The organism is Cellulosimicrobium sp. JZ28 (genome assembly GCF_015327065.1).
Taxonomy (GTDB): Bacteria; Actinomycetota; Actinomycetes; order Actinomycetales; family Cellulomonadaceae; genus Cellulosimicrobium; species Cellulosimicrobium funkei.
Map to the genome: position 1 here is coordinate 1,319,198 of NZ_CP017660.1, position 20,730 is coordinate 1,339,927.

Annotated in this window: 16 protein-coding genes and 1 pseudogene; 14 read left to right on the forward strand and 3 right to left on the reverse strand. The window is 76.2% G+C overall.

All coding sequences use genetic code 11. The features are described 5' to 3' along the window. Positions 1 to 30: 30 nt before the first annotated feature. Positions 31 to 1,907 (forward strand): annotated as a pseudogene (locus tag BJP59_RS20385) (proline--tRNA ligase); the annotation flags it as partial. A 175-nt stretch (positions 1,908 to 2,082) separates the two neighbouring features. Here the strand turns inward: BJP59_RS20385 and BJP59_RS06085 are convergent. Next, complete coding sequence (locus BJP59_RS06085) at positions 2,083 to 3,171, reverse strand: DUF4439 domain-containing protein (protein WP_194522477.1); 1,089 nt, start codon at positions 3,169 to 3,171, stop codon at positions 2,083 to 2,085. A 147-nt stretch (positions 3,172 to 3,318) separates the two neighbouring features. Between BJP59_RS06085 and rimP the strand changes: the two genes are divergently transcribed. The 9 genes from rimP (at position 3,319) to BJP59_RS06130 (ending at position 13,457) form a co-directional block, all read left to right on the forward strand. Then, positions 3,319 to 3,924 (forward strand): ribosome maturation factor RimP, encoded by a 606-nt coding sequence (gene rimP, locus BJP59_RS06090; RefSeq protein WP_086151333.1) that lies wholly within the window; start codon positions 3,319 to 3,321, stop codon positions 3,922 to 3,924. Positions 3,925 to 3,926: 2 nt separating this feature from the next. Further along, complete coding sequence (nusA, locus tag BJP59_RS06095) at positions 3,927 to 4,988, forward strand: transcription termination factor NusA (protein WP_021482697.1); 1,062 nt, start codon at positions 3,927 to 3,929, stop codon at positions 4,986 to 4,988. Positions 4,989 to 5,069: 81 nt separating this feature from the next. Beyond that, positions 5,070 to 5,393 carry a YlxR family protein gene (locus BJP59_RS06100; protein ID WP_228485300.1) on the forward strand — a complete coding sequence of 108 codons (324 nt, stop codon included), beginning with the start codon at positions 5,070 to 5,072 and terminating at the stop codon, positions 5,391 to 5,393. A 157-nt stretch (positions 5,394 to 5,550) separates the two neighbouring features. Next, the gene (gene infB, locus BJP59_RS06105; RefSeq protein ID WP_085388114.1) at positions 5,551 to 8,409 is read left to right on the forward strand and encodes a translation initiation factor IF-2; all 2,859 of its coding nucleotides are present in this window, start codon (positions 5,551 to 5,553) and stop codon (positions 8,407 to 8,409) included. Positions 8,410 to 8,596: 187 nt separating this feature from the next. Continuing rightward, the gene (gene rbfA, locus BJP59_RS06110) at positions 8,597 to 9,049 is read left to right on the forward strand and encodes a 30S ribosome-binding factor RbfA (RefSeq protein WP_043659091.1); all 453 of its coding nucleotides are present in this window, start codon (positions 8,597 to 8,599) and stop codon (positions 9,047 to 9,049) included. 4 nt (positions 9,050 to 9,053) lie between these two features. Then, the gene (gene truB, locus BJP59_RS06115; protein WP_194522478.1) at positions 9,054 to 10,034 is read left to right on the forward strand and encodes a tRNA pseudouridine(55) synthase TruB; all 981 of its coding nucleotides are present in this window, start codon (positions 9,054 to 9,056) and stop codon (positions 10,032 to 10,034) included. A 149-nt stretch (positions 10,035 to 10,183) separates the two neighbouring features. Then, a complete protein-coding gene (locus tag BJP59_RS06120) occupies positions 10,184 to 11,218 on the forward strand; it encodes a bifunctional riboflavin kinase/FAD synthetase (RefSeq protein WP_051028542.1) in 1,035 nt (344 codons plus the stop codon). 2 nt (positions 11,219 to 11,220) lie between these two features. Next, complete coding sequence (locus BJP59_RS06125; RefSeq protein ID WP_171467758.1) at positions 11,221 to 11,913, forward strand: ABC transporter ATP-binding protein; 693 nt, start codon at positions 11,221 to 11,223, stop codon at positions 11,911 to 11,913. 2 nt (positions 11,914 to 11,915) lie between these two features. Further along, positions 11,916 to 13,457 carry a DUF6297 family protein gene (locus BJP59_RS06130; RefSeq protein ID WP_194522479.1) on the forward strand — a complete coding sequence of 514 codons (1,542 nt, stop codon included), beginning with the start codon at positions 11,916 to 11,918 and terminating at the stop codon, positions 13,455 to 13,457. Positions 13,458 to 13,488: 31 nt separating this feature from the next. Here the strand turns inward: BJP59_RS06130 and BJP59_RS06135 are convergent, their stop codons facing one another. Together BJP59_RS06135 and BJP59_RS06140 are read right to left on the reverse strand one after the other, a co-directional pair. Continuing rightward, positions 13,489 to 14,241 carry an ABC transporter ATP-binding protein gene (locus tag BJP59_RS06135; RefSeq protein WP_194522480.1) on the reverse strand — a complete coding sequence of 251 codons (753 nt, stop codon included), beginning with the start codon at positions 14,239 to 14,241 and terminating at the stop codon, positions 13,489 to 13,491. A 54-nt stretch (positions 14,242 to 14,295) separates the two neighbouring features. After that, entirely contained in the window at positions 14,296 to 15,420 is a 1,125-nt protein-coding gene (locus BJP59_RS06140) for an ABC transporter permease (protein WP_194522481.1), read from the reverse strand. 346 nt (positions 15,421 to 15,766) lie between these two features. Between BJP59_RS06140 and BJP59_RS06145 the strand changes: the two genes are divergently transcribed. The 4 genes from BJP59_RS06145 to rpsO all read left to right on the forward strand — a co-directional run bounded on the left by BJP59_RS06145 (position 15,767) and on the right by rpsO (position 20,421). Next, positions 15,767 to 17,110, forward strand: a complete 1,344-nt coding sequence (locus BJP59_RS06145; protein WP_228485301.1) for a sensor histidine kinase — start codon at positions 15,767 to 15,769, stop codon at positions 17,108 to 17,110. Further along, entirely contained in the window at positions 17,107 to 17,745 is a 639-nt protein-coding gene (locus tag BJP59_RS06150; protein ID WP_074810003.1) for a response regulator transcription factor, read from the forward strand. Before BJP59_RS06145 ends, BJP59_RS06150 begins: the two co-directional genes overlap by 4 nt. 307 nt (positions 17,746 to 18,052) lie before the next feature. Beyond that, a complete protein-coding gene (locus BJP59_RS06155) occupies positions 18,053 to 19,999 on the forward strand; it encodes a peroxidase family protein (protein WP_194522483.1) in 1,947 nt (648 codons plus the stop codon). 152 nt (positions 20,000 to 20,151) lie between these two features. Next, positions 20,152 to 20,421: a 30S ribosomal protein S15 gene (gene rpsO / locus BJP59_RS06160; protein WP_021479897.1), complete on the forward strand. Its 270-nt coding sequence runs from the start codon at positions 20,152 to 20,154 to the stop codon at positions 20,419 to 20,421. Positions 20,422 to 20,730: the final 309 nt, after the last annotated feature.

Sequence of the window (20,730 nt, forward strand, 5' to 3'; positions counted from 1 at the left end):
GACATCCTCCCCGCCGGTAGGGTGGGGCGCATGTCTTCCGTCACGTCCGGCGCGCCCGCCGCGGCCTCCACCCGCGTCCGGGGCGCCGACCTCCTGCGCCTGTCCACCCTGTTCGTCCGGACGCTGCGCGAGGACCCGGCCGACGCCGAGGTCGCGAGCCACCGGCTCCTCGTGCGGGCGGGCTACATCCGTCGCGCCGCCCCCGGCATCTACACCTGGCTCCCGCTCGGCCTGCGCGTGCTGCGCAAGGTCGAGGACGTGGTCCGCGAGGAGATGGCGGCCGCGGGCGCGCAGGAGGTGCACTTCCCGGCGCTGCTGCCCAAGGAGCCGTACGAGGCGACGGGCCGCTGGACGGAGTACGGGCCGAACATCTTCCGTCTCAAGGACCGCAAGGACGGGGACTACCTCCTCGCGCCCACCCACGAGGAGATGTTCACGCTCCTCGTCAAGGACCTGTACTCGTCGTACAAGGACCTGCCGCTGACGATCTACCAGATCCAGACGAAGTACCGCGACGAGGCGCGTCCCCGCGCGGGCCTCATCCGCGGGCGCGAGTTCGTCATGAAGGACGCGTACTCGTTCGACACGACGGACGAGGGCCTCGAGCGCTCGTACGAGGCGCAGCGCGCGGCCTACCGGCGCATCTTCGACCGGCTCGGGCTCGAGTACGTCATCGTCGCCGCCACGTCCGGCGCGATGGGCGGGTCGCGCTCCGAGGAGTTCCTCACCCCGACCGCGATCGGCGAGGACACGTTCGTGCGCTCGCCCGGGGGCTACGCCGCGAACGTCGAGGCCGTCGTCACGCCGGTGCCCGAGGCGGTCGACTACGCCGACGCCCCGGCCGCGCACGTCGAGGACACGCCCGACACCCCCACCATCGCCTCGCTCGTCGAGCTCGCGAACGCGCGCTACCCCCGCGAGGACCGCGCGTGGACGGCGGCCGACACGCTGAAGAACGTCGTGCTCGCCCTGACGCACCCGGACGGCCGCCGCGAGGTCGTCGTCGTCGGGCTGCCGGGCGACCGCGAGGTCGACCTCAAGCGCGTGGGCGCGGCGTTCGAGCCCGCCGAGGTCGAGCCGGCCACGGACGCCGACTTCGCCGCCCACCCCGAGCTCGTCAAGGGCTACATCGGCCCGCAGGTGCTCGGCCCGAACGCGCGCCGCGAGGCACCCGCGGACGGCGACGCGTCCGACGCGTCGGCGGGGGAGACCCCGAGCGGCACTCGGTGCGCTACCTGCTCGACCCGCGCGTCGTCGCCGGCACGCGCTGGATCACCGGCGCGAACGCGCCCGGCCGCCACGTGTTCGACCTCGTCGCCGAGCGCGACTTCGCCGCCGACGGCACGGTCGAGGCCGCGGAGGTGCGCGCGGGCGACCTCGCGCCCGACGGCTCGGGCCCGCTCGAGCTCGCGCGCGGCATCGAGATCGGCCACATCTTCGCGCTCGGCCGCAAGTACGCCCAGGCCCTCGGCCTCACGGTGCTCGACGAGAACGGCAAGCAGGTCGTCGTGACGATGGGCTCCTACGGGATCGGCGTCACGCGCGTCCTCGCGGCGCTCGCGGAGGCGAACCACGACGACGCGGGGCTCGCGTGGCCCGCGCACGTCGCGCCCGCGCAGGTGCACGTCGTCGCCACGGGCAAGGACGCGAGCGTGTTCGAGGAGGCCGAGCGCCTCGCGACCGAGCTCGCCGGCCGCGGCGTCGAGGTGATCTACGACGACCGGCCCAAGGTCTCGCCCGGCGTGAAGTTCAAGGACGCCGAGCTCCTCGGCGTGCCCCTCCTGCTCGTCGTGGGCCGCGGCCTGGCCGACGGCGTCGTCGAGGTCCGCCCGCGCGCGGGCGAGGCGGCGCAGGTCGCCGTCGAGGACGCCGTCGAGCACGTCGCGGGCCGGGTCGCCGAGCTCCTCGGCTGACCGTCCGCGCAGCCTCGGGGCGCCCCGGTCCGGACCTCCGGGCCGGGGCGCTCTGCTGCGCTCACGGCCGTGCGGCGTGGCGCTCCGGGTGCGCGCTGCGCGGGGTCGTCGGTGCACCAGGGCGCCCGCGGGAGTCGGCGTCGCGCCCGTGCGTGCGAGCCGGGCGCGTTCAGCCTGCCGTCTGCTCCGGCAGGCCCGGGAACGCGACGGGCGCCTCGCCCCACGCGACGGCGCTCGCCCACGCGTCCGCGAGGAGCGCGACGGCCTCGGCCCGGGACGTCGGCGCCGCCGCGGCGACGAGGCTCGCGTACGTCTGCGCGAGCCCCGACTCGACCTGGCGCGCGAGCGCGGCCGCGTCCGTGCCGTCGGGCAGCGCGTAGGCGACGCGACGCGGGTCCTGCGGCGTCCCGTCGGTGCCCGCGGCGAGGGCCCAGCCCTGCGCGCGGGCGCGGTGCTGGGCGGCGCGCGCGACCGCGGCGGTGCGCACGTCGCCCTCCGACTGCGCGGCGCGCACCTCGTAGCCGTACCCGGCCGCGTCCTCCGCCTCGACGAGCGTCGCGAGGTCCGCGGCGCCGACCCCGCCGGGCGCCTCGTCGACGGGCAGCGGATCGGCGAGGCCTGCCGCGGCCGTCGAGCCCGTGGCCGCGGCGAGCCGCTGCGCCGAGACGTGCTCCGAGGCGGCGACCGACGCGAGGAGCCGCGCGAGCCGGGCGTCCGGCGAGGCGTCCGCCGCCGCGCCCGTGCGCTCGGCCGCGCCCACGAGCGCGGTGACGACGTCGTCCGTCGTCGCGGTGCCGGGGGCGGGCGTGCCGGGGGCGGCGGTGCCGGTCCCGGCGTCGCCCGCGACGTCGGTCCCCGCGGTGCCGGTCCCGGCGTCGCCCGCGACGTCGCCCTCGGGCTCCGCAGGGTCCTCGAGGCCCGAGTCGTAGACCCCGCCGAGCGCGTCGACGTGCTGCTCGGCGAACGCGGCGGCCTCGCCGAGCACCGCGAGCGCGGTCGGGTCGGTCACGCGGGGCGTGACGTCCGCCACCAGCGCGGCGACCGCGAGCGCGTCGTCGACGGCCCCGGAGCGGAGCACCTCGACCGTGTCGGGGGAGGGCTCCGTGGGCGGCGGCGTGTCCAGCCTGACGCCGCACCCGGCCGCCAGGACGCCCGTCGCGAGCACCGTGACGACCGCGAGCAGACGGCCGGCACGGGCCGCGGGACGGGTTCGCCGGGCTCGGTGGGCGGCGTCGGCCGCGGTCGCGTGGGGAGTCATCGGGGGCGATGATGTCACGTCCGGGGCCCGCGAGTCGTTAGGCTGGTCCCCGTTCCGACGTCCCGCGAGCGGGGCTCGGAGCACCCGAGACAACAACACACCGGTCGTCTGGCGTACCCGGCGTGGGACACGGACAGGAGCTGAGTCATGGCAGGGCAGGCGGGCGGTCAGTCCGGCAGAGGGTCCGGAGGCGACGCGGCGGCGCACGCGCTCCGGGAGAGCGTCCGCGAGGCGGTCGAGCCCGCGGTCCGCGACGCCGGGCTCCACCTCGAGGACGTCACGGTGTCGCGTGCGGGTGCCCGTTCGGTGGTGCGCGTCGTGCTGGACCTCCCCGACGACGTCGAGGGCAGCCTCGACCTGGACGCGGTGGCCGAGGCCACGCGCCCGATCTCCGCGGCGCTGGACACGGTGGACCCGCTCCACGGCGCGTACACGCTCGAGGTCTCGACACCGGGCACGGACCGTCCGCTCACCGAGCCGCGCCACTTCCGGCGCGCCCGCGGCCGCCTCGTGCGGCTCGTCCTGACCGACGGCGGCACGCTCGAGGGCCGGCTGCGCTCCGGTTCGGCTGTCGAGACCGAGCTGGTCCTGGACGTCCCCGGCGCGCGCGGCGCGGTGACGGAGCGCGTGGTGCCGCTCGCCGACGTCGTGCGCGGCGAGGTGCAGGTCGAGCTCAAGCGCGCCCTCGAGGCGGACCTGCCCGAGCTCGACGGCTCCGCCGACGAGACGACCGACCACGACGAGGAGGCCTGACGATGGACGTGGACATGAGCGCGCTGCGCCTGCTGGAGCGCGAGCGGGACATCAGCCTCGACGTGCTCGTCGCGGCGATCGAGCAGGCCCTGCTCTCGGCGTACCACCGCACCCCCGACGCGTACACCCGTGCGCGCGTCGAGCTCGACCGCAAGACGGGCCACGTGACGGTGTGGGCGCGCGAGGAGCTGCCGGCTCCCGAGACCGACGACGAGGACGCCCCGCGCGGCCCCGTGGAGTACGGTCCCGAGTTCGACCACACGCCCGCCGACTTCGGGCGCATCGCGACCTCGACCGCGCGCCAGGTCATCGTCCAGCGCCTGCGCGACGCGGAGGACGACCAGATCCTCGGCACGTTCCGCGGCAAGGAGGGCGAGGTCCTCGCGGGCGTCATCCAGCAGGGCCGCGACCCGCGCGTCGTGCTCGTGGACGTGGGCGGCACGGAGGCCGTGCTCCCGCCGCACGAGCAGGTCCCCACGGAGGAGTACGTGCACGGCGAGCGCCTGCGCGCCTACGTGCTCGAGGTCGCCCGGGGAATGAAGGGCGCGCAGATCACGTTGAGCCGCACGCACCCGAACCTCGTCCGCAAGCTCTTCGAGCTCGAGGTCCCCGAGGTCGCCGACGGCTCGGTCGAGATCACGGCCATCGCGCGCGAGGCGGGGCACCGCACCAAGGTCGCCGTCCGCTCGCGCGTCCCGGGGCTCGGAGCCAAGGGCGCGTGCATCGGGCCCATGGGCTCGCGCGTGCGCGCGGTCATGGCGGAGCTCCACGGCGAGAAGATCGACATCGTCGACCACAGCGACGACCCGGCCCAGTTCGTGGCCAACGCGCTGTCCCCGGCGCGTGTGTCGTCGGTCACGGTGGTCGACGAGGTGGCGCGCGCCGCGCGCGTCGTCGTCCCGGACTTCCAGCTCTCCCTCGCGATCGGCAAGGAGGGGCAGAACGCCCGCCTGGCCGCGAAGCTCACGGGGTGGCGCATCGACATCCGCTCGGACGAGGGCGGCGCCCCGGCCGAGGGGTCGGACGGTGCCGCTCCCGCAGGTCCTCGCGCTGCCGACCGGTAGCCGCGGAGCGTGGGACGGTCACGGATGACGGACCGGCGCGGTAGACTGTCATCGACCGGGCCGCGAGCCCGCACCTCGACCATGCCCCCGGACTCCACGACCCTTCCCGTTCCGACGGGATCGGGTCCGGTCCGCACGTGCGTCGGGTGCAGGCAGCGCGACCTGCGGTCAGCTCTTCTCCGTCTGGTCCTCGACCGGTCCGGCGCGGGCACCGACGAGCCACGGCTCGTGGTGGACGCCGGGCGGTCGCTGCCGGGTCGCGGTGCGTGGCTCCACGCGTCGACCCGGTGCCTCGAGACGGCGGAACGCCGGCGGGCCGTCCCGCGGGCCCTGCATGTCGCCGGGCCCCTCGACCTCGCCGCGGTCCGCGCCGTGATCGAGGCCCGTCCGGGAGAGCACCTCTGAGCCATGCGTCACGGCCCCGTCCGTACGGGGCCGCCAGCACGACACGTCGACAAGGAAGCGGGTTAGAAGCCGATGGGCACCCGATGAGTACCCAGCGATGAGCACCCAGCACTAACGACGGTCCTCCCTGTCCGGGGCGGGCCGAGACAGGAGAGTTGTGGCAAAGGTCCGCGTCTACGAGCTCGCGAAGGAGCTCGGGGTGGAAAGCAAGACCATCATGACCAAGCTGACGGAGCTCGGTGAGTTCGTCCGCTCGGCATCCTCGACCATCGAGCCACCGGTGGTCCGCAAGCTGCGCGACGCCTTCCCCGCCGGGGGTGGCGGCGCGAGCAAGCCCGCGGCACCCGCCGCGCGTCCGGCCGCGCCGAAGCCGGCCCCGAAGCCGGAGGTCAAGGCCGAGCCGGCCGCGCCGGCTCCGCAGGCCCCGCAGGCCGCGGCCCCCGCCGAGCCGGCCGCGCCGGCCCCGAAGGCTCCGGCACCCGCCGCGCCCGCGGCGCCGGCCCCGAAGGCTCCGGCACCCCAGGCTCCCGCGGCGCAGCGTCCGACGCCCGCGCCCGCGCAGAAGCCCACCGCCTCGCCCAAGCCGGGCGGCGGCACGAACGCGCCCGCCCCGCGCCCCGGTGGCTCGGGCGGACGTCCCGGCGCACCGCGTCCGGGGAACAACCCGTTCGCGACCAGCCAGGGCATGCCCCGGCAGGGTGGCCCGCGTCCGGGCGCCCCGCGCCCGGGCAACAACCCGTTCGCCCCGAGCCAGGGCATGCCCCGGCCCGGGTCGCGCCCCGAGCGCACCGAGGGTGCGGCGGCGGCGTCCGGCGAGCGCTCGGGCGGTCCTCGCCCGGGCGGCCCGCGTCCGGCGCCGCGTCCCGGCGGCCCGCGCCCCAACCCGGGCATGATGCCCGGCCGCACCTCGATCGGCCGTCCCGGTGAGCGTCCTGCTCCCGGTGGTCGTCCCGGTGGCGGTGGCGGCGGTCGTGGCGGCGGCTTCGGCGGTCGTCCCGGTGGTGGCGGCGCTCCCGGCGGTGGCGGCGGCTTCGCCGGCCGTCCCGGTGGCGGTGGCCGCGGTGGCGCCGGTCGTGGCTCGACGCAGGGCGCCTTCGGGCGCGCCGGCGGTCGTCCGGTCCGTGGGCGGAAGTCGAAGCGCGCGAAGCGCCAGGAGTTCGAGCAGATGCAGGCGCCGTCGCTCGGCGGCGTGCAGGTTCCCCGCGGGAACGGCTCGACCGTCGTGCGGCTGCGTCACGGCTCGTCGCTCAACGACTTCGCCGACAAGATCGACGCGAACCCCGCGAGCCTCGTGACCGTGCTGTTCCACCTCGGTGAGATGGCCACGGCGACGCAGTCGCTCGACGAGGACACGTTCGGTGCCCTCGCGTCCGAGCTCGGCTACGTCATCGAGATGGTCTCGGCCGAGGAGGAGGACCGCGAGCTGCTCGGGTCGTTCGACATCGACCTGGACGCGGAGCTCGAGGCCGAGGGCGACGACGAGCTCGCCGCCCGCCCGCCGGTCGTCACCGTCATGGGTCACGTCGACCACGGAAAGACCAAGCTCCTCGACGCCATCCGCCAGACGGACGTCGTCGCGGGCGAGGCCGGCGGCATCACCCAGCACATCGGTGCGTACCAGGTGCGCCACGAGCACGAGGGCGTCGACCGCGCCATCACCTTCATCGACACCCCGGGTCACGAGGCGTTCACCGCCATGCGTGCCCGTGGTGCCCAGGTGACGGACATCGCGATCCTCGTCGTGGCCGCGGACGACGGCGTGATGCCGCAGACCATCGAGGCGCTCAACCACGCCCAGGCGGCGAACGTGCCGATCGTGGTCGCGGTGAACAAGGTGGACAAGGAGTCGGCGAACCCGGCCAAGATCCGCCAGCAGCTCACCGAGTACAACCTGGTGGCCGAGGAGTACGGCGGCGACACGATGTTCGTCGACGTGTCCGCGAAGCAGAACATGGGCATCGACGACCTCCTCGAGGCCGTCCTGCTCACGGCCGACGCCTCGCTCGACCTGCGTGCGAACCCCGACAAGGACGCGCGCGGCGTCGCCATCGAGGCGAACCTGGACAAGGGCCGCGGCGCCGTCGCGACCGTCCTCGTCCAGTCCGGCACGCTGCACGTCGGTGACGCGATCGTCGCCGGCACGGCCCACGGCCGTGTCCGGGCGATGTTCGACGAGCACGGCAACGCCGTGACCGAGGCGGGCCCCGCCCGTCCGGTCCTCGTGCTGGGTCTCGCGTCCGTGCCGAGCGCGGGCGACACGTTCCTCGTGGCGCCCGACGAGCGCACGGCCCGCCAGATCGCCGAGAAGCGCGAGGCTGCCGAGCGCGCCGCCCTCCTGGCCAAGCGCCGCAAGCGCATCAGCCTCGAGGACTTCACGCAGGCTCTCCAGCAGGGCAAGGTCGAGACCCTCAACCTCGTCCTCAAGGGCGACGTGTCCGGTGCCGTCGAGGCCCTCGAGGACGCGCTGCTCAAGATCGACGTGGGCGACGAGGTCGAGCTGCGCGTCATCCACCGCGGTGTCGGTGCGATCACGCAGAACGACGTCAACCTCGCGACGGTCGACAACGCGATCATCATCGGCTTCAACGTGAAGTACGGCGAGCGCGTCGAGGACCTGGCCGAGCGCGAGGGTGTCGACGTCCGCTTCTACTCGATCATCTACCAGGCGATCGAGGACGTGGAGGCCGCGCTCAAGGGCATGCTCAAGCCGGAGTACGAGGAGGCCCAGCTGGGCACGGCGGAGATCCGCGAGATCTTCCGCTCCTCCAAGTTCGGCAACATCGCCGGCTCGATCGTCCGGTCGGGCGAGATCCGCCGCAACGCCAAGGCGCGCGTCCTGCGCGACGGCAAGGTCGTGGGGGACAACCTCACGGTCGAGTCGCTCAAGCGGTTCAAGGACGACGCCACCGAGGTCCGCGAGGGCTTCGAGTGCGGTATCGGTCTGGGCTCGTTCAACGACCTCCAGGTCGGCGACACCATCGAGACGTTCGAGATGCGCGAGAAGCCGCGCTCCTGACGCTCGTCACGCCCGGGGGCGGTCACGGTCATCGTGGCCGCCCCCGGGCGTTCGTCACCCCGCGGTCGTCATCACCCGCAGTCGTCAGTCAGCACCCCACCGCGGTCACCCACCCGGCCGGTGGGCGCCGTTCGACGTACGGTCGTCGGGACCGTCGCCGGAAGGCTCGGCACGAAAGGAAGAAGACATGGTCGACCACCCCCGGGCGAGGAAGCTCGCCGACCGCATCAAGGAGATCGTCGCGCAGATGCTCGACACGCGGATCAAGGACCCGCGCCTCGGGTTCGTCACGGTCACGGACGTCCGTGTCACCGGTGACCTGCAGAACGCCTCGGTGTTCTACACCGTCTACGGGACGGACGAGGAGCGGGCCGGGACGGCCGCCGCGCTGGAGAGCGCGAAGGGCCTCATCCGGTCGGAGGTCGGCAAGCAGACCGGCATCCGCCTCACTCCGGCGATCGAGTTCCACCTCGACGCGGTGCCCGAGACGGCGGCGCACCTCGACGCCGCGCTCGTCGAGGCCCGCCGGCGCGACGCCGAGCTCGCCGCCCTGCGCGAGGGCAAGCCCTTCGCCGGGGACGCCGACCCGTACCGCACGTCGGAGGACGCGGACGCCGTCGCCGACGACGACCGGGCCTGACCGCGTGGGCGCACGCCCGTCCGCGACCGACCGTCGGGAGCGACGCCCCGTCGCTCCCGACGGTCTCGTCGTCGTCGACAAGCCCGCCGGCTGGACGAGCCACGACGTCGTCGGCCGTGGCCGACGCCTCGCCGGCACGCGCAAGGTCGGCCACGCGGGCACGCTCGACCCCATGGCCACGGGCGTGCTCGTGCTCGGCGTCGGGCGCGCGACGAAGCTGCTGACGTACGTCGTCGGCGCCGACAAGGACTACGACGCGACGATCCGCCTCGGCGAGGCGACCACGACCGACGACGCGGAGGGCGAGGTGCTCTCGCGGGCGGACGCGTCCGCCGTCGTGCGGGCCGACCTCGACGCGGGGGTCGCCGGCCTCACCGGCGAGATCCTCCAGGTGCCGAGCACGGTGAGCGCGATCAAGGTCGACGGGCAGCGCGCGTACGCGCGGGCCCGCGCGGGCGAGGAGGTCGCGCTGGCGGCGCGGCCCGTCGTCGTCTCGCGCTTCGACGTGCTCGCGGTGCGGCCCGTGGCGCCGGGGGAGCAGGGCGTCCCCGACGACGCGCCGCCCGCGCTCGACGTCGACGTCACCGTGACGGTGTCGTCCGGGACGTACGTGCGCGCGCTCGCGCGCGACCTCGGGTCGGCGCTCGGCGTCGGCGGCCACCTCACGGCGCTGCGGCGCACGCGGGTGGGCGGGTACGGGCTCGACGTCGCCTCGACGCTCGAGGAGCTCGAGGCCCAGGCGGACCGCGACGGCGTGCTCGCGACCCTGCCGCTCGCGCAGGCGGCCCGTGCGACGTTCCCCGTGCGCGAGCTGACCCCGGAGCAGGCGACCGCGCTGTCGTACGGGCAGTGGGTCGACGCGACCGGGACGCCCGGCACGACGGCGGCGATGTCCCCGGCGGGCGAGCTCGTGGCGCTCGTGGAGGACACCCGCCGCGGCGGCAAGGACCTCGCCCGGCCGGTCCTCGTGCTCGCTCCCGCCTGACGCGTCCGGTTCGGCGTCGTGCCCGGGGCGTGGCAGTCTTGTCCAGCGCGGTCCCGGTGCCTCCCCGTCCGGTCCGCCGCCCCCCGTCGGCACGGGCGGCCGCCCCGGGCGGCACCCGCGGCCTTCCTGCTCACCTGAGGAGTTCTCGCGTGCACCTGTGGACGGACCTGAGCCAGGTTCCCCCGGGTTTCGGCCCGTCGGTCGTGACGATCGGCAACTTCGACGGCGTCCACCGCGGGCACGCCCAGGTGCTCGGCCGCATCGTCGACCTGGCGCGCGAGCGCGACGCGCGCGCCGTGGCCGTGACGTTCCACCCGCACCCGTCGGCCGTGCACCGCCCCCAGAGCGCGCCCGAGCTCATCACGGGCATCGCGGACCGGGTCGAGCTGCTCGCCGCGACGGGCCTGGACGCGGTCCTGCTCGTGGAGTACACGCTCGAGTTCGCGCGGCAGACGCCGGAGGAGTTCGTGCGCGCCTACCTCGTCGACGGCCTGCACGCGGGCGCGGTCGTCGTCGGGCACGACGTCCGCTTCGGCCGCGACAACGCGGGCACCATGGAGACGATGGTCGCGCTCGGCGCGCGGTACGGCTTCGACGTGGTGGCGATCGACGACGTCGGCCAGCACCAGGGCGTGCCGGTCACCGACGAGGAGACGCCGGGCGACTCGCAGGTGCGCTGGTCCTCGACGGGCGTGCGCGCGCTGCTCGCGGCGGGCGACGTGCGCGAGGCGGCCCGCATCCTCGGCCGGTCCCACCGCGTGCGCGGCACCGTCGTGCACGGCGACGCGCGGGGGCGTGAGCTCGGCTTCCCGACGGCCAACCTCGGCTCGATCAGCGGCATGGTCCCGGCCGACGGCGTCTACGCGGGCTGGCTCGAGCGACCGCAGCTCGCGGGCGCCGATCCTCGCCACGCGGACGTGCGCCTGCCGGCGGCGATCTCGATCGGCACCAACCCGACGTTCGACGGCGTCGAGCGCCGGGTCGAGGCGTACGTCCTGGACCGCGCGGACCTCGACCTGTACGACGAGGACGTGGTCCTGGAGCTGGTCGAGCGGCTGCGCCCGACGCTGCGCTTCGACGGCATCGAGCCGCTCGTGGCGCAGATGCACGACGACGTCGCGCGCGCCCGGGAGATCCTCGCCGCCCCGGGCGGGGAGCCGGCCGCGACGACGCCGGGCGCCTGACCGTGGCCGCCCCGGCACCCGTGCTCGAGGCGCGCGCGCTGCGCGTCGGCTACGCGGACGTCGCGGTGTGCGCGCCCGTCGACCTCGCCGTGGTGCCGGGCGAGCTGGTCGTGGTGATCGGCGCCAACGGGAGCGGCAAGTCGACGCTCCTGCGCACGCTGCTCGGTCTCCAGGCGCCGCTCGGCGGCGCGGTGCGCGCGTTCGGGCGCGACGTGGACGAGCGCGAGCGCGACTTCCGGGCGCGCGTCGCGGGCGTGCTCGACGACGACGCGTTCTTCCCGGCGCTCACGGTCCGCGAGCACCTCGTCCTGGTCGCGCGGGGGCACGGCGTGCCGGGGGCCGGGGCCGTCGTGGACGAGCTGCTCGACCGGTTCGGGATCGCGGAGCAGGGTCGGTCGCTCCCGTCGGCGCTCTCCTCCGGCCAGCGCCGACGCTTCCTGCTCGCCTCGGGCTTCGTGCGGCCCCGTGAGCTGCTCGTCCTCGACGAGCCCGAGCAGCGGCTCGACCCGGGGATGCGGGAGCGCCTCGCAGCGCTGCTCGTCGAGGACGCGCGCAGCGGCGTGGCCGTGGTCCTCGCCACCCACGACCCCGAGCTCGTCGAGCGCACGGGCGCGCGCGGCCTGCTCGTCGGCGACGACCGGTGCGTCCCGCTCGCCCCGGCCGACGTCCACGCGGCGCTCCTGGCGGTGCGCTGACCGTGCCGCACGGAGCGAGCGCGCTGCGCTCCGACCCGGACGAGCTGCTGACGGGCCGCGAGCTGCGCCGTCTCACCGCCCGTGCCGCGGCCGCGCGGGCCGACGCCGGGCCGGGCGAGATCGTCGTCGACGTCGCCTACGCCGTGGTGTCCGTCGCGCTGGCGACGGGCTGGGTCGTCGGGCTCGCCTCGATGCTGCGCTCGACGCTCGCGACCGCCGCGCCGGCGGGCGGGCCCCCCGTGCTGGGACCGGGGGCCGTCCAGGCGCTCGGCACGACGGCGCTGCTCGCGTTCCTCACGGGCACGGCCGTGCGCCTGGGGCCGGTCGGCGCCGGCGGGGGCGGGGTGCGGTGGTGGGTGCCGACGCCCGCGGACCGGCGAGGGCTCGTGTCGCCGTCGTTCGCGCGCGCCGTCGTGCTGGGTGCCGGGCTCGGAGCGCTGGGGAGCGCCGTCGTCGCGGTCGCGGCGGGCCTGGACGCGGTGCCCGCGCTGCGGGCCGGCGCGACCGGCGGCGCCCTCGGCCTGCTCCTCGTCGCGGTCGCGGGACTCGCCCAGCCGTCGGCCCGCGCCGCCGGGCTGCTCGCGCGGGCGAGCGACGTCGCGGTCGCGGCCGTGCCGGTCGTGGGTCTCGCGCTCGTCGTCGCCCGACGACCGGGTCTCCCGCCGCTCGGTGCGCCGCTCGTCGTCGTGCTCGGTCTGCTCGCCGTCGCGGCGCTGCTCGTGCTGCGGTGGTGGCGCGGGCTGGAGTCCCTCGGCGCGACGGTGCTGCGCGCGCAGAGCGCGGTCGCGGACCAGGTGGGTGGCGCCGTGCTGTCCTTCGACACGCGGGACCTCGGCCGGGCCCTGCGCCGGGCCGGCGCCGCCCGGGTCCGGGTCCGCCGGCCCCACCGGTTCGCCGCGGTGCACGGTCCCGTCGGCGCGGTGGTCGCGGCCGACCTCGTGCTGCTGGGTCGCAGCCCGTCGGCGCTCGCCCAGCTCGTCGGTCTCGCCGCCCTCACGGTCGTCGCGCAGCAGGTGCCCGGCCTGGGCTCCGGCTTCGGTCTCTTCGCCCTGCTCGTCGCGGCGGGCCTCGGGGCGGCGGTGCTCGGCGCGGAGGGGGCGCGCACGGCCGAGATGGCCCCGGTCGTCGACGCGCTCGTGCCCCTCCGCGCGCGCTGGACGCGGCTCGCGCGCGGCGTCGTCCCGACGCTCACGGCGACGGCCTGCCTCGTCGCGGGCACGGCCCCGCTCGCGCTCGGGACGGGGGACGCGCGCTGGCTCGGGGTCGCGGTGCTCGCTGCGGTCGTCCAGGGCGCCGCCGCCGTGCGCAGCGCGTACCGCGAGCCGCCGGACTGGGGCGGGCCGCTGCTCGCGACGCCCTCGGGCGGTCTGCCGACGGGCGCCGCGGCCGTGCTGCGCAAGGGGCCCGACGTCGCGGTGCTCGGCGCGGTCCCGCTCGGGGTCGCCCTGCTCGTCGGTACGCCCGGGTGGGGCGTCGTGGTGGCCCAGGCGCTGGCCGCCGTCGTGGCGGTCGCGGTCGCGACCCACGTGCGCGCGGTCCGCTGACCCGACGGCGGCCCGAGCGCGCCGTGCGTCGTCAGGCCGCCGCGGGCGCCGGGACGAGGCGGCCGTCCGCGAGGTGGACCCGCGCGTCGACCGGGTCGAGCGTCGCCTCGTCGTGCGAGACGAGCAGCGTCGCCGCGTCGAGCTCGCGCGCGAGCCGCACGACCAGCTCCACCACCTGCACGCCCCGCTCGTGGTCGAGCGCCGACGTCGGCTCGTCCACGAGCAGCACCTCGGGGTCGTTCATGAGCGCGCGGGCGATCGCGACGCGCTGGCGCTGCCCGCCCGAGAGGTGCTCGGGCCGGCGGCCCGCGCGGTCGGCGACACCGACGGCGTCGAGCAGCGCGAGGGCGTGCGCACGGCGCGACGCGGGGGAGCGGCCCCGGAGGTGGCTCATGAGCTCGAGCTGCTCGAGCACGGTGAGCGACGCGACGAGCTGCGGCTGCTGGAACACGAGCCCGATGCGCTCGCGGCGCAGCGCCGCCGCCCGGTCGGCCGCACGCCGCGCGCGCCGCCGGCCGCGCCGTCCGGCCGCGTCCCCGGGCTCGGTGCCGGGGTCGGCGTCGAGCGGTGCGCTGACGACGTCGGGACCCACCCGCACGACGCCCGCCGTCGGCGGCGTGAGCGTCGCCGCGACGGCGAGCAGGCTGGACTTGCCGGCGCCGGACGGGCCGAGCAGCGCCGTCGTGGTGCCCGAGGGCACGGTGAGGGAGACGTCGTCGACGGCGACGAGGACGCCGTCGCCGTCGGGGTAGGTGAGTCGGACACGGTCGAGGACGAGGTCCACGGGGAGCTCCTGAGGGTCGCTACGGACGAGAGGGAGAAGGTCAGCGGGCCAAGGTCAGCGGGCCGCGAGCGCCGCGTGCGGGTCGACGCGCGCGACGCGCGTCACGGCGAGGACCGCGCCGAGGCCGCCGAGCACGACGAGCACGACGGCGGGCACGAGGGTCGTCGAGAGGTCGACGACGACCGGCATGACCTGGGACGCGAGCAGTCCGGCGCCGGCCGCGAGCGCCGTGCCGACCCCGACGCCCACGCCCAGCACGACGCCGACCTGGCCGATCGCGTCGCGCAGCAGGTAGCGCGTCGAGGCGCCGAGCGCGCGCAGGACCGCGACGTCGCCCGCTCGCTGGATGGTCCAGACGGTGAAGAACGCGCCGACGACGAGCGCCGAGATCGCGAGCAGGAAGACCTGCATGAGGGTCAGGGAGAGGTTCTCGGCGGTGAACGACGAGATGGCCGAGCGCGCCTCGCGCGGCGTCGCGGTGACGGTCCCGACGTGGGCGTCCGTGGCGGCGAGCGCGTCCGCGGTCGGCGGGTCGTCGCCGAACCGCAGGGTGACGACGGTGGCCACCTGCCCGCCCGCGGCGTCGTCGGTCGAGGCGCTGTCGGCAGGGCTGCCGACGGCCTGCCAGTCGTCGAGGGACACCCAGACGACCGGTGTGTGCGCGTAGTCCGCCTCGACGTCCGCGACGGCGGAGACCGTCAGGTCGAGCGGCCCGGCGTCCACCGGGTCGCCCACGTCGGCGCCGAGCGCGTCGGCCGCGCCGCGGGAGAGCACGGCGGTGCCGGGGGAGACGTCGGCGCCGCCGTCGTCGGTGCCGGGCACGAGCCCCGCACCGGGCCGCACCCCGAACGCGGTGACGGCGGCCGTCGTGTCGCCGGAAGCACGCACGGTCGCGACGCCGAGCGGCTCCGTGGCGTCGACACCGGGGACGGCGGCCCAGGCGTCCGTCTGCGCGGCGGTCACCTCGGACTCCGTGAAGGTGGGGGAGGCGCCCTCGGCCTGGGGCGCGAAGGCGACGCGGTCGACCGGCAGGTCGGTCACCGCGGAGGTGCTCGCGCGGCCGAGGCCTGCGGTGAGCGCCGCGAGGAAGGCGACGAGGAACGTGATGAGCGCGACGACGACCGTCATGAGCGCGAAGCGACCGCGCGCGTGGCGCAGGTCGCGCAGGGCGAGGAACACGGGGAGACCTCCGGGGTCCGAGGGGCAGGGAGCGGGACAGAGTGCGGGGGCGCGGACACGGTCCGGCGAGCACGAGCGGTCGTGCGCCGCAGGACCCGTCCCGACGTCCCGTCCACCGTCCCGCGTCGGGGCGCGCCGCGGATCACCGGTCCGACCGGTCCTGGGGCGACGCAGGGACGATCCCGGGATCGACCGTTCGGACGATGCCGGGCCGCGGCGCCGTGGCTAGGGTGACGGCGTGACCCCGCCCGGACCCGAGCCCGCCGAGCCTGCCGCGCTCGCGGGCCGTGCTGCGCCGTCGGGCCGTGCGTCGTCGGGCCATGCATCGGTAGCCCCCGCGATGTCGGTGGCCGGTCGCGTCGCGCCGGTCGTGCCGACCGCGACGCGGTGGCTGCGGCGTGGTCTGGACGTGCTGCTCGTCGGGCTGGTCGTGCTCGCGGTCGCGGGCGCGCTCGTCACGTCGACGGCGCGGGGCGTGGGCGCCGTGCTGCTCGGCGCGGCCCTGCTCGCGCTGTACGTGGTGGGCCGTCGTCGCGTCCCCGTGCCCGTCGACGTGCGCGCGCCGCGCGGTGCGTGGTGGCCCGCGGGGGCGTGGGTGACCGGTCTCGTGGCCCTCTGGGTCGGGCTGTCGCTCGTCACGACGACCGCCGTCTGGGTCGCGTTCCCCCTGATGTTCGTGGCGATGCACGTCCTCGGCCCGCGCCGGGGCCCGGTCGCTGTCGCGGTGGTCGTCGTGCTCGTCGTGGGCGTCATGGCCGCGTGGACCGCGCGCGTCGCGCTGCCGTTCGTGCTCGGGCCGGCCATCGGCGGGGCCGTCGCGGTCGTCGTCGTCCTCGCGCTGGAGGCGGTCGTGCGGGAGTCCCAGGAGCGCCAGCGCACGCTCGACGAGCTCGTGCGCACCCGGGACGAGCTCGCGGCGTCGGAGCGGGAGCGGGCGGTGGCGGCCGAGCGCGAGCGCCTGGCGCGCGAGATCCACGACACGCTCGCCCAGGGGTTCTCGTCCGCCGAGCTGCTCCTGCGCGCGGCCCGGACCGCGCTCGACGCCGGCGATGCGGAGACCGCGCGCGGGTACGTCGAGCAGACGCGCGAGGTCGCCCGACACAACCTCGCCGAGGCGCGCCGCGTCGTGCGCGCGCTGGCGCCGGCCGACCTCGCGTCGTCGAACCTCGTCGGGGCCCTGCGCCGCGTCGCGGACCGCGCGTCCGCCCGGGCCGCCGAGGGCGGGCCGCGCGTCGTCGTGCGGGTGAGCGGCGAGCCCGTCCCGCTGCCGACCGAGGTCGAGGCCGCCCTGCTGCGCGTGGCGCAGTCCGCGCTCGCCAACGTCGAGCGGCACGCCGGTGCGACGCGGGCCGCCGTCACCGTGAGCTTCCTCGCGGGCACCGGGCCGGGGGACGACGCGGTCGCGCTCGACGTGGTCGACGACGGGCGCGGCTTCGACCCGGACGCCGTCCCCGCGCCGGCGGCGGACCGGCCCGGCGGCTTCGGCCTCGGCGCCATGCGCGCGCGGGTCGCGGACCTCGGGGGCACGCTGTCCGTGGAGTCCGCGCCGGGGGCGGGCACGGCGGTGGCCGCGTGGGTGCCGCTCGCGGCGACCACCGGGACCCGGTCGGGCGCGGACGGCGACGGCCCTGCCGACGGGACGGCCGACCCCCGGACCGAGACCGACGCCGGCACCGAGGAGGAGCGATGACCGGGCCCGCCGTGGACGTCGTCCTCGCGGACGACCACCCCGTCGTGCGGACCGGCCTGCGCGCCGTCCTGGAGGCCGAGCCGGACGTGCGGGTCGTCGCCGAGGTCGGCTCCGCCGAGGAGCTGCTCGCCCGGCTGCGCGCCGGGCTGCGGGCCGACGTCGTGCTGCTCGACCTGCAGTTCGGCCCCGGCCGCCTCGGGGGCGTGGACGCGGTCCGCGAGATCGTCGCGACGGACGGTCCGCCCGTGCTCGTCGTCACGACCTACGACGCGGACGCCGACATCCTCGCCGCGGTCGAGGCGGGCGCTCGCGGCTACCTGCTCAAGGACGCGCCGACCCACGAGCTCGTCGCCGCCGTGCGCGCGGCCGCGGCGGGCGAGGTCGCCCTCGGCCCGGCGGTGCAGCGGCGGCTGCTCGGCCGGCTGCGCAGCCCGGGCACGGCGCTCACGGCGCGCGAGCTCGAGGTGCTCGCGCTCGTCGCCGAGGGGCGCACGAACGACGAGATCGCGCACGAGCTGTTCCTCTCGCGCGCGACCGTGAAGACGCACCTCGTGCACGTCTACGACAAGCTCGGCGCGCCGTCGCGCACGGCCGCCGTCGCCGAGGCCCGGCGCCGCGGCCTCCTGCGGGGCTGAGCCCGGCCGGGCCGTCGCGGCGTGTCCGCGGGGTCCTCGCCCGAGCCGTCGTGCGGGCGTCGTCGGGACCGTCCTCGAGACCGTCACCGCACCGTCCTGCGGGCGCTGCCCGGCCGTGTCACGACACCGGCGCCAGGCCCTCCCTCCGGGTGAGCGGCGCCGTCGTGCACGGCGCCCAGGCGGCCGCGCGGTCCTCGGGCTGCGGCCCGGGGGCGGTCGCACCCGTCCCCGCGCGCGCACGCCCGCGGGGGCGCCGGCGGCCCGCCGCGCGGGCCGCACGAAGACCTCCGACAGAGAGGGCAGAGCCATGGAGGCTCAGCAGCAACCGGCGGCTCCCGTCGCCGAGACCGTCGTCGACGACGTCGCACCCGACGCCGTCGACCAGGCGTCCACCCCGGTCGGCCGGACCGTCCGCAGCGTCGGGCACGGGTCGGCCGTCGTCCCCGACGAGGTCGCGACCGACGCGGACGTGGACCCGGCGGAGTCGGACGCACCGCTCCTGCCCGCGGCCGAGGCCGCGGTGGCGCGCGACCTCGAGCACCACCGGTACGACTCCACGACCGCGTTCGACTACCTGTTCCCGCAGCTCGCGGAGCGCTTCCCGCGGTTCCACCTCCCGGTCGGGAACGGCGCGACGGCCGCGACCGTCGTCGCGCTGAAGACGCTCGGGGCGGCGATGGTCGACCGGCCCGTCACCCCGCCCGGGCAGCCGCCGCGCAGCCTCGATTCCCACGTGCCGGCCGTGTACACGTACTGGGGCCAGTTCATCGACCACGACATCACGCTCAACACCAACGGCCCCGACACGACGACGGGCCGGGACGGGGACCAGGCGCTCGGCGACGTCGACGCGGTGCCCTTCCAGGTCTTCGCGCCGTGGGTCGTGGTCCGTTCGCTCCACAACGGGCGCCACCCGGCGCTCAACCTCGACTCCCTGTACGGCAGCGGGCCGCGGTTCGAGGGCGAGCGCGGGTACCGCACGACGCGCAGCGAGGCGTCGTACGTGCCGGGCTCGGCGAAGCTGCGGCTCGGCCGCATCTCGACCGAGCCGCTCGTCATCCCGGGCGGTCCGTCGTTCTCGCTCGTGGCGCCCGGCGACGACGCGCAGCGCGACCTGCCGCGCGACGACGGCGGCGCGCCGCTGATCCCGGACGGGCGCAACGACGAGAACCTCGTGGTCGCCCAGCTCCACCTCGCGATGATCCGGTTCCACAACGCCGTCGTGGACTGGGTGGACGACGTCGAGCCCTGGACCCGGCTCACGGGCGGGGAGCGCGGCGTGTTCGAGCGCGCGAGCCAGCTCGTGCGGTGGCACTACCAGTGGCTCGTGGTCAACGACTACCTGCGCACCCTCACCAAGCCGGGCGTGCTCGACGCGACGCTCCTGCGCGACACGTCGTTCTTCCGGCCCCGGTACCCGATCTCCATGCCGCTCGAGTTCGCGGTCGCGGCGTTCCGGTTCGGGCACTCGATGATCCGCGACTCCTACGACTTCAACGTCAACTTCACGGGCCCGCCGCCCGCGAACGCGAGCCTGACGCAGCTCTTCCAGTTCACGGGGAACGGCGGCAGCCTGCGTCCGGGACCGCAGGGCACCCCGGTCCTGCCGTCCAACTGGCCGATCGAGTGGGCCCGGTTCGTCGACAAGGGCGACCCGCGGACGTTCCGCGCGGCGGAGAAGATCGACACGTTCCTCGCGCCGAGCCTGGGCACGATGGTCAAGGAGGGGAACCTGCCGCCCGAGCCGCCCGCGCACACGCCGGCCCAGCTCGTCGCGAGCGCGCTCCAGAAGCAGCTCGCGCAGCGCAACCTGCTGCGCGGCTACATGCTCGCGCTGCCCACGGGCGAGGCCGTCGCGGCGGCCTTCGGCGTCGTCCCGCTCACCCCGGCCCAGCTCGAGGACCGGGCGAGCGACGACGTGAAGCAGGCGCTCGCGGCCCTGCGGGACGGCGACCACGGCGGCACCCCGCTGTGGTACTACGTCCTCAAGGAGGCCGAGCTCCAGGGCGACGGCAGCTTCCTCGGCGAGGTCGGCAGCCGCGTGCTCGCGGAGACGTTCGTGTACCTGCTGCGGCAGGACGACACGTCGTACGTGCGCACGAGCAACCACTGGACGCCCGCGCAGGGCGTGCACTTCGAGGACGGGTCGCTCGTCCTCACGCTGCCGGACCTGCTCCGGTTCGCCGGGGTGCTGCCCGACGCCGCGGGCCGGTTCCGCGGTGACGGCACGGCCGGGCACGACGGCGCCCCCTGAGGCACGACGCGCGGTCCGGCCGGGACGACGGGGCCGCGGCGGGCGACGGCGCGTCCACCTGGTAAGATGGATGCGCCGTCTGACCGGCCGCGGACAGAGAGAGCCCGGGAGATCCGTCCCGGCGCACCGCGCAACGAACCCGAAGGAGAACCGTGCCGCTCGACACTGCCACGAAGCAGCGCATCATGACCGAGTACGCGACGAGCGAGGGCGACACCGGTTCGCCCGAGGTCCAGGTCGCGCTCCTCACGCAGCGCATCAAGGACCTCACCGAGCACCTCAAGGAGCACAAGCACGACCACCACAGCCGTCGTGGTCTGCTCCTCCTCGTCGGCCAGCGCCGTCGCCTGCTCGGCTACCTGCAGAAGGTCGACATCAACCGCTACCGGAGCCTCATCGAGCGCCTCGGTCTGCGTCGCTGACACGACACCGCCAGCCCGGTCCCTGCAGGGACCGGGCTGGTCTGGTGTGATGTACCCGTCACACCCCGGCTGAGCACCACCCAGCCGCACACCACCCACCGCGCCGCCGGCCTCTCGTTCGGTCCTCGGTAGTGGCTCACGGACCCCCACGGCACCGTCCTCGGACGGACCGGTGCGGGAACCGCCGTGGACCTCGATCGAAGACCGCCGAGCGTCGAGTGCGACCGGAGCCCCTGCGCCACGCGCCGGGGCACGGACCGGAACCCTCGACAGGGCTACCCGGGCGGCGCTTCGAGAAAGGGAGGGCAC

Coding starts and splice junctions, on each gene's coding strand:
- BJP59_RS06085 (WP_194522477.1), bottom strand. CDS start 3,171: ATGACTCCCCACGCGACCGCGGCCGACGCCGCCCACCGAGCCCGGCGA.
- rimP (WP_086151333.1), top strand. CDS start 3,319: ATGGCAGGGCAGGCGGGCGGTCAGTCCGGCAGAGGGTCCGGAGGCGAC.
- nusA (WP_021482697.1), top strand. CDS start 3,927: ATGGACGTGGACATGAGCGCGCTGCGCCTGCTGGAGCGCGAGCGGGAC.
- BJP59_RS06100 (WP_228485300.1), top strand. CDS start 5,070: ATGCCCCCGGACTCCACGACCCTTCCCGTTCCGACGGGATCGGGTCCG.
- rbfA (WP_043659091.1), top strand. CDS start 8,597: ATGGTCGACCACCCCCGGGCGAGGAAGCTCGCCGACCGCATCAAGGAG.
- BJP59_RS06150 (WP_074810003.1), top strand. CDS start 17,107: ATGACCGGGCCCGCCGTGGACGTCGTCCTCGCGGACGACCACCCCGTC.
- BJP59_RS06155 (WP_194522483.1), top strand. CDS start 18,053: ATGGAGGCTCAGCAGCAACCGGCGGCTCCCGTCGCCGAGACCGTCGTC.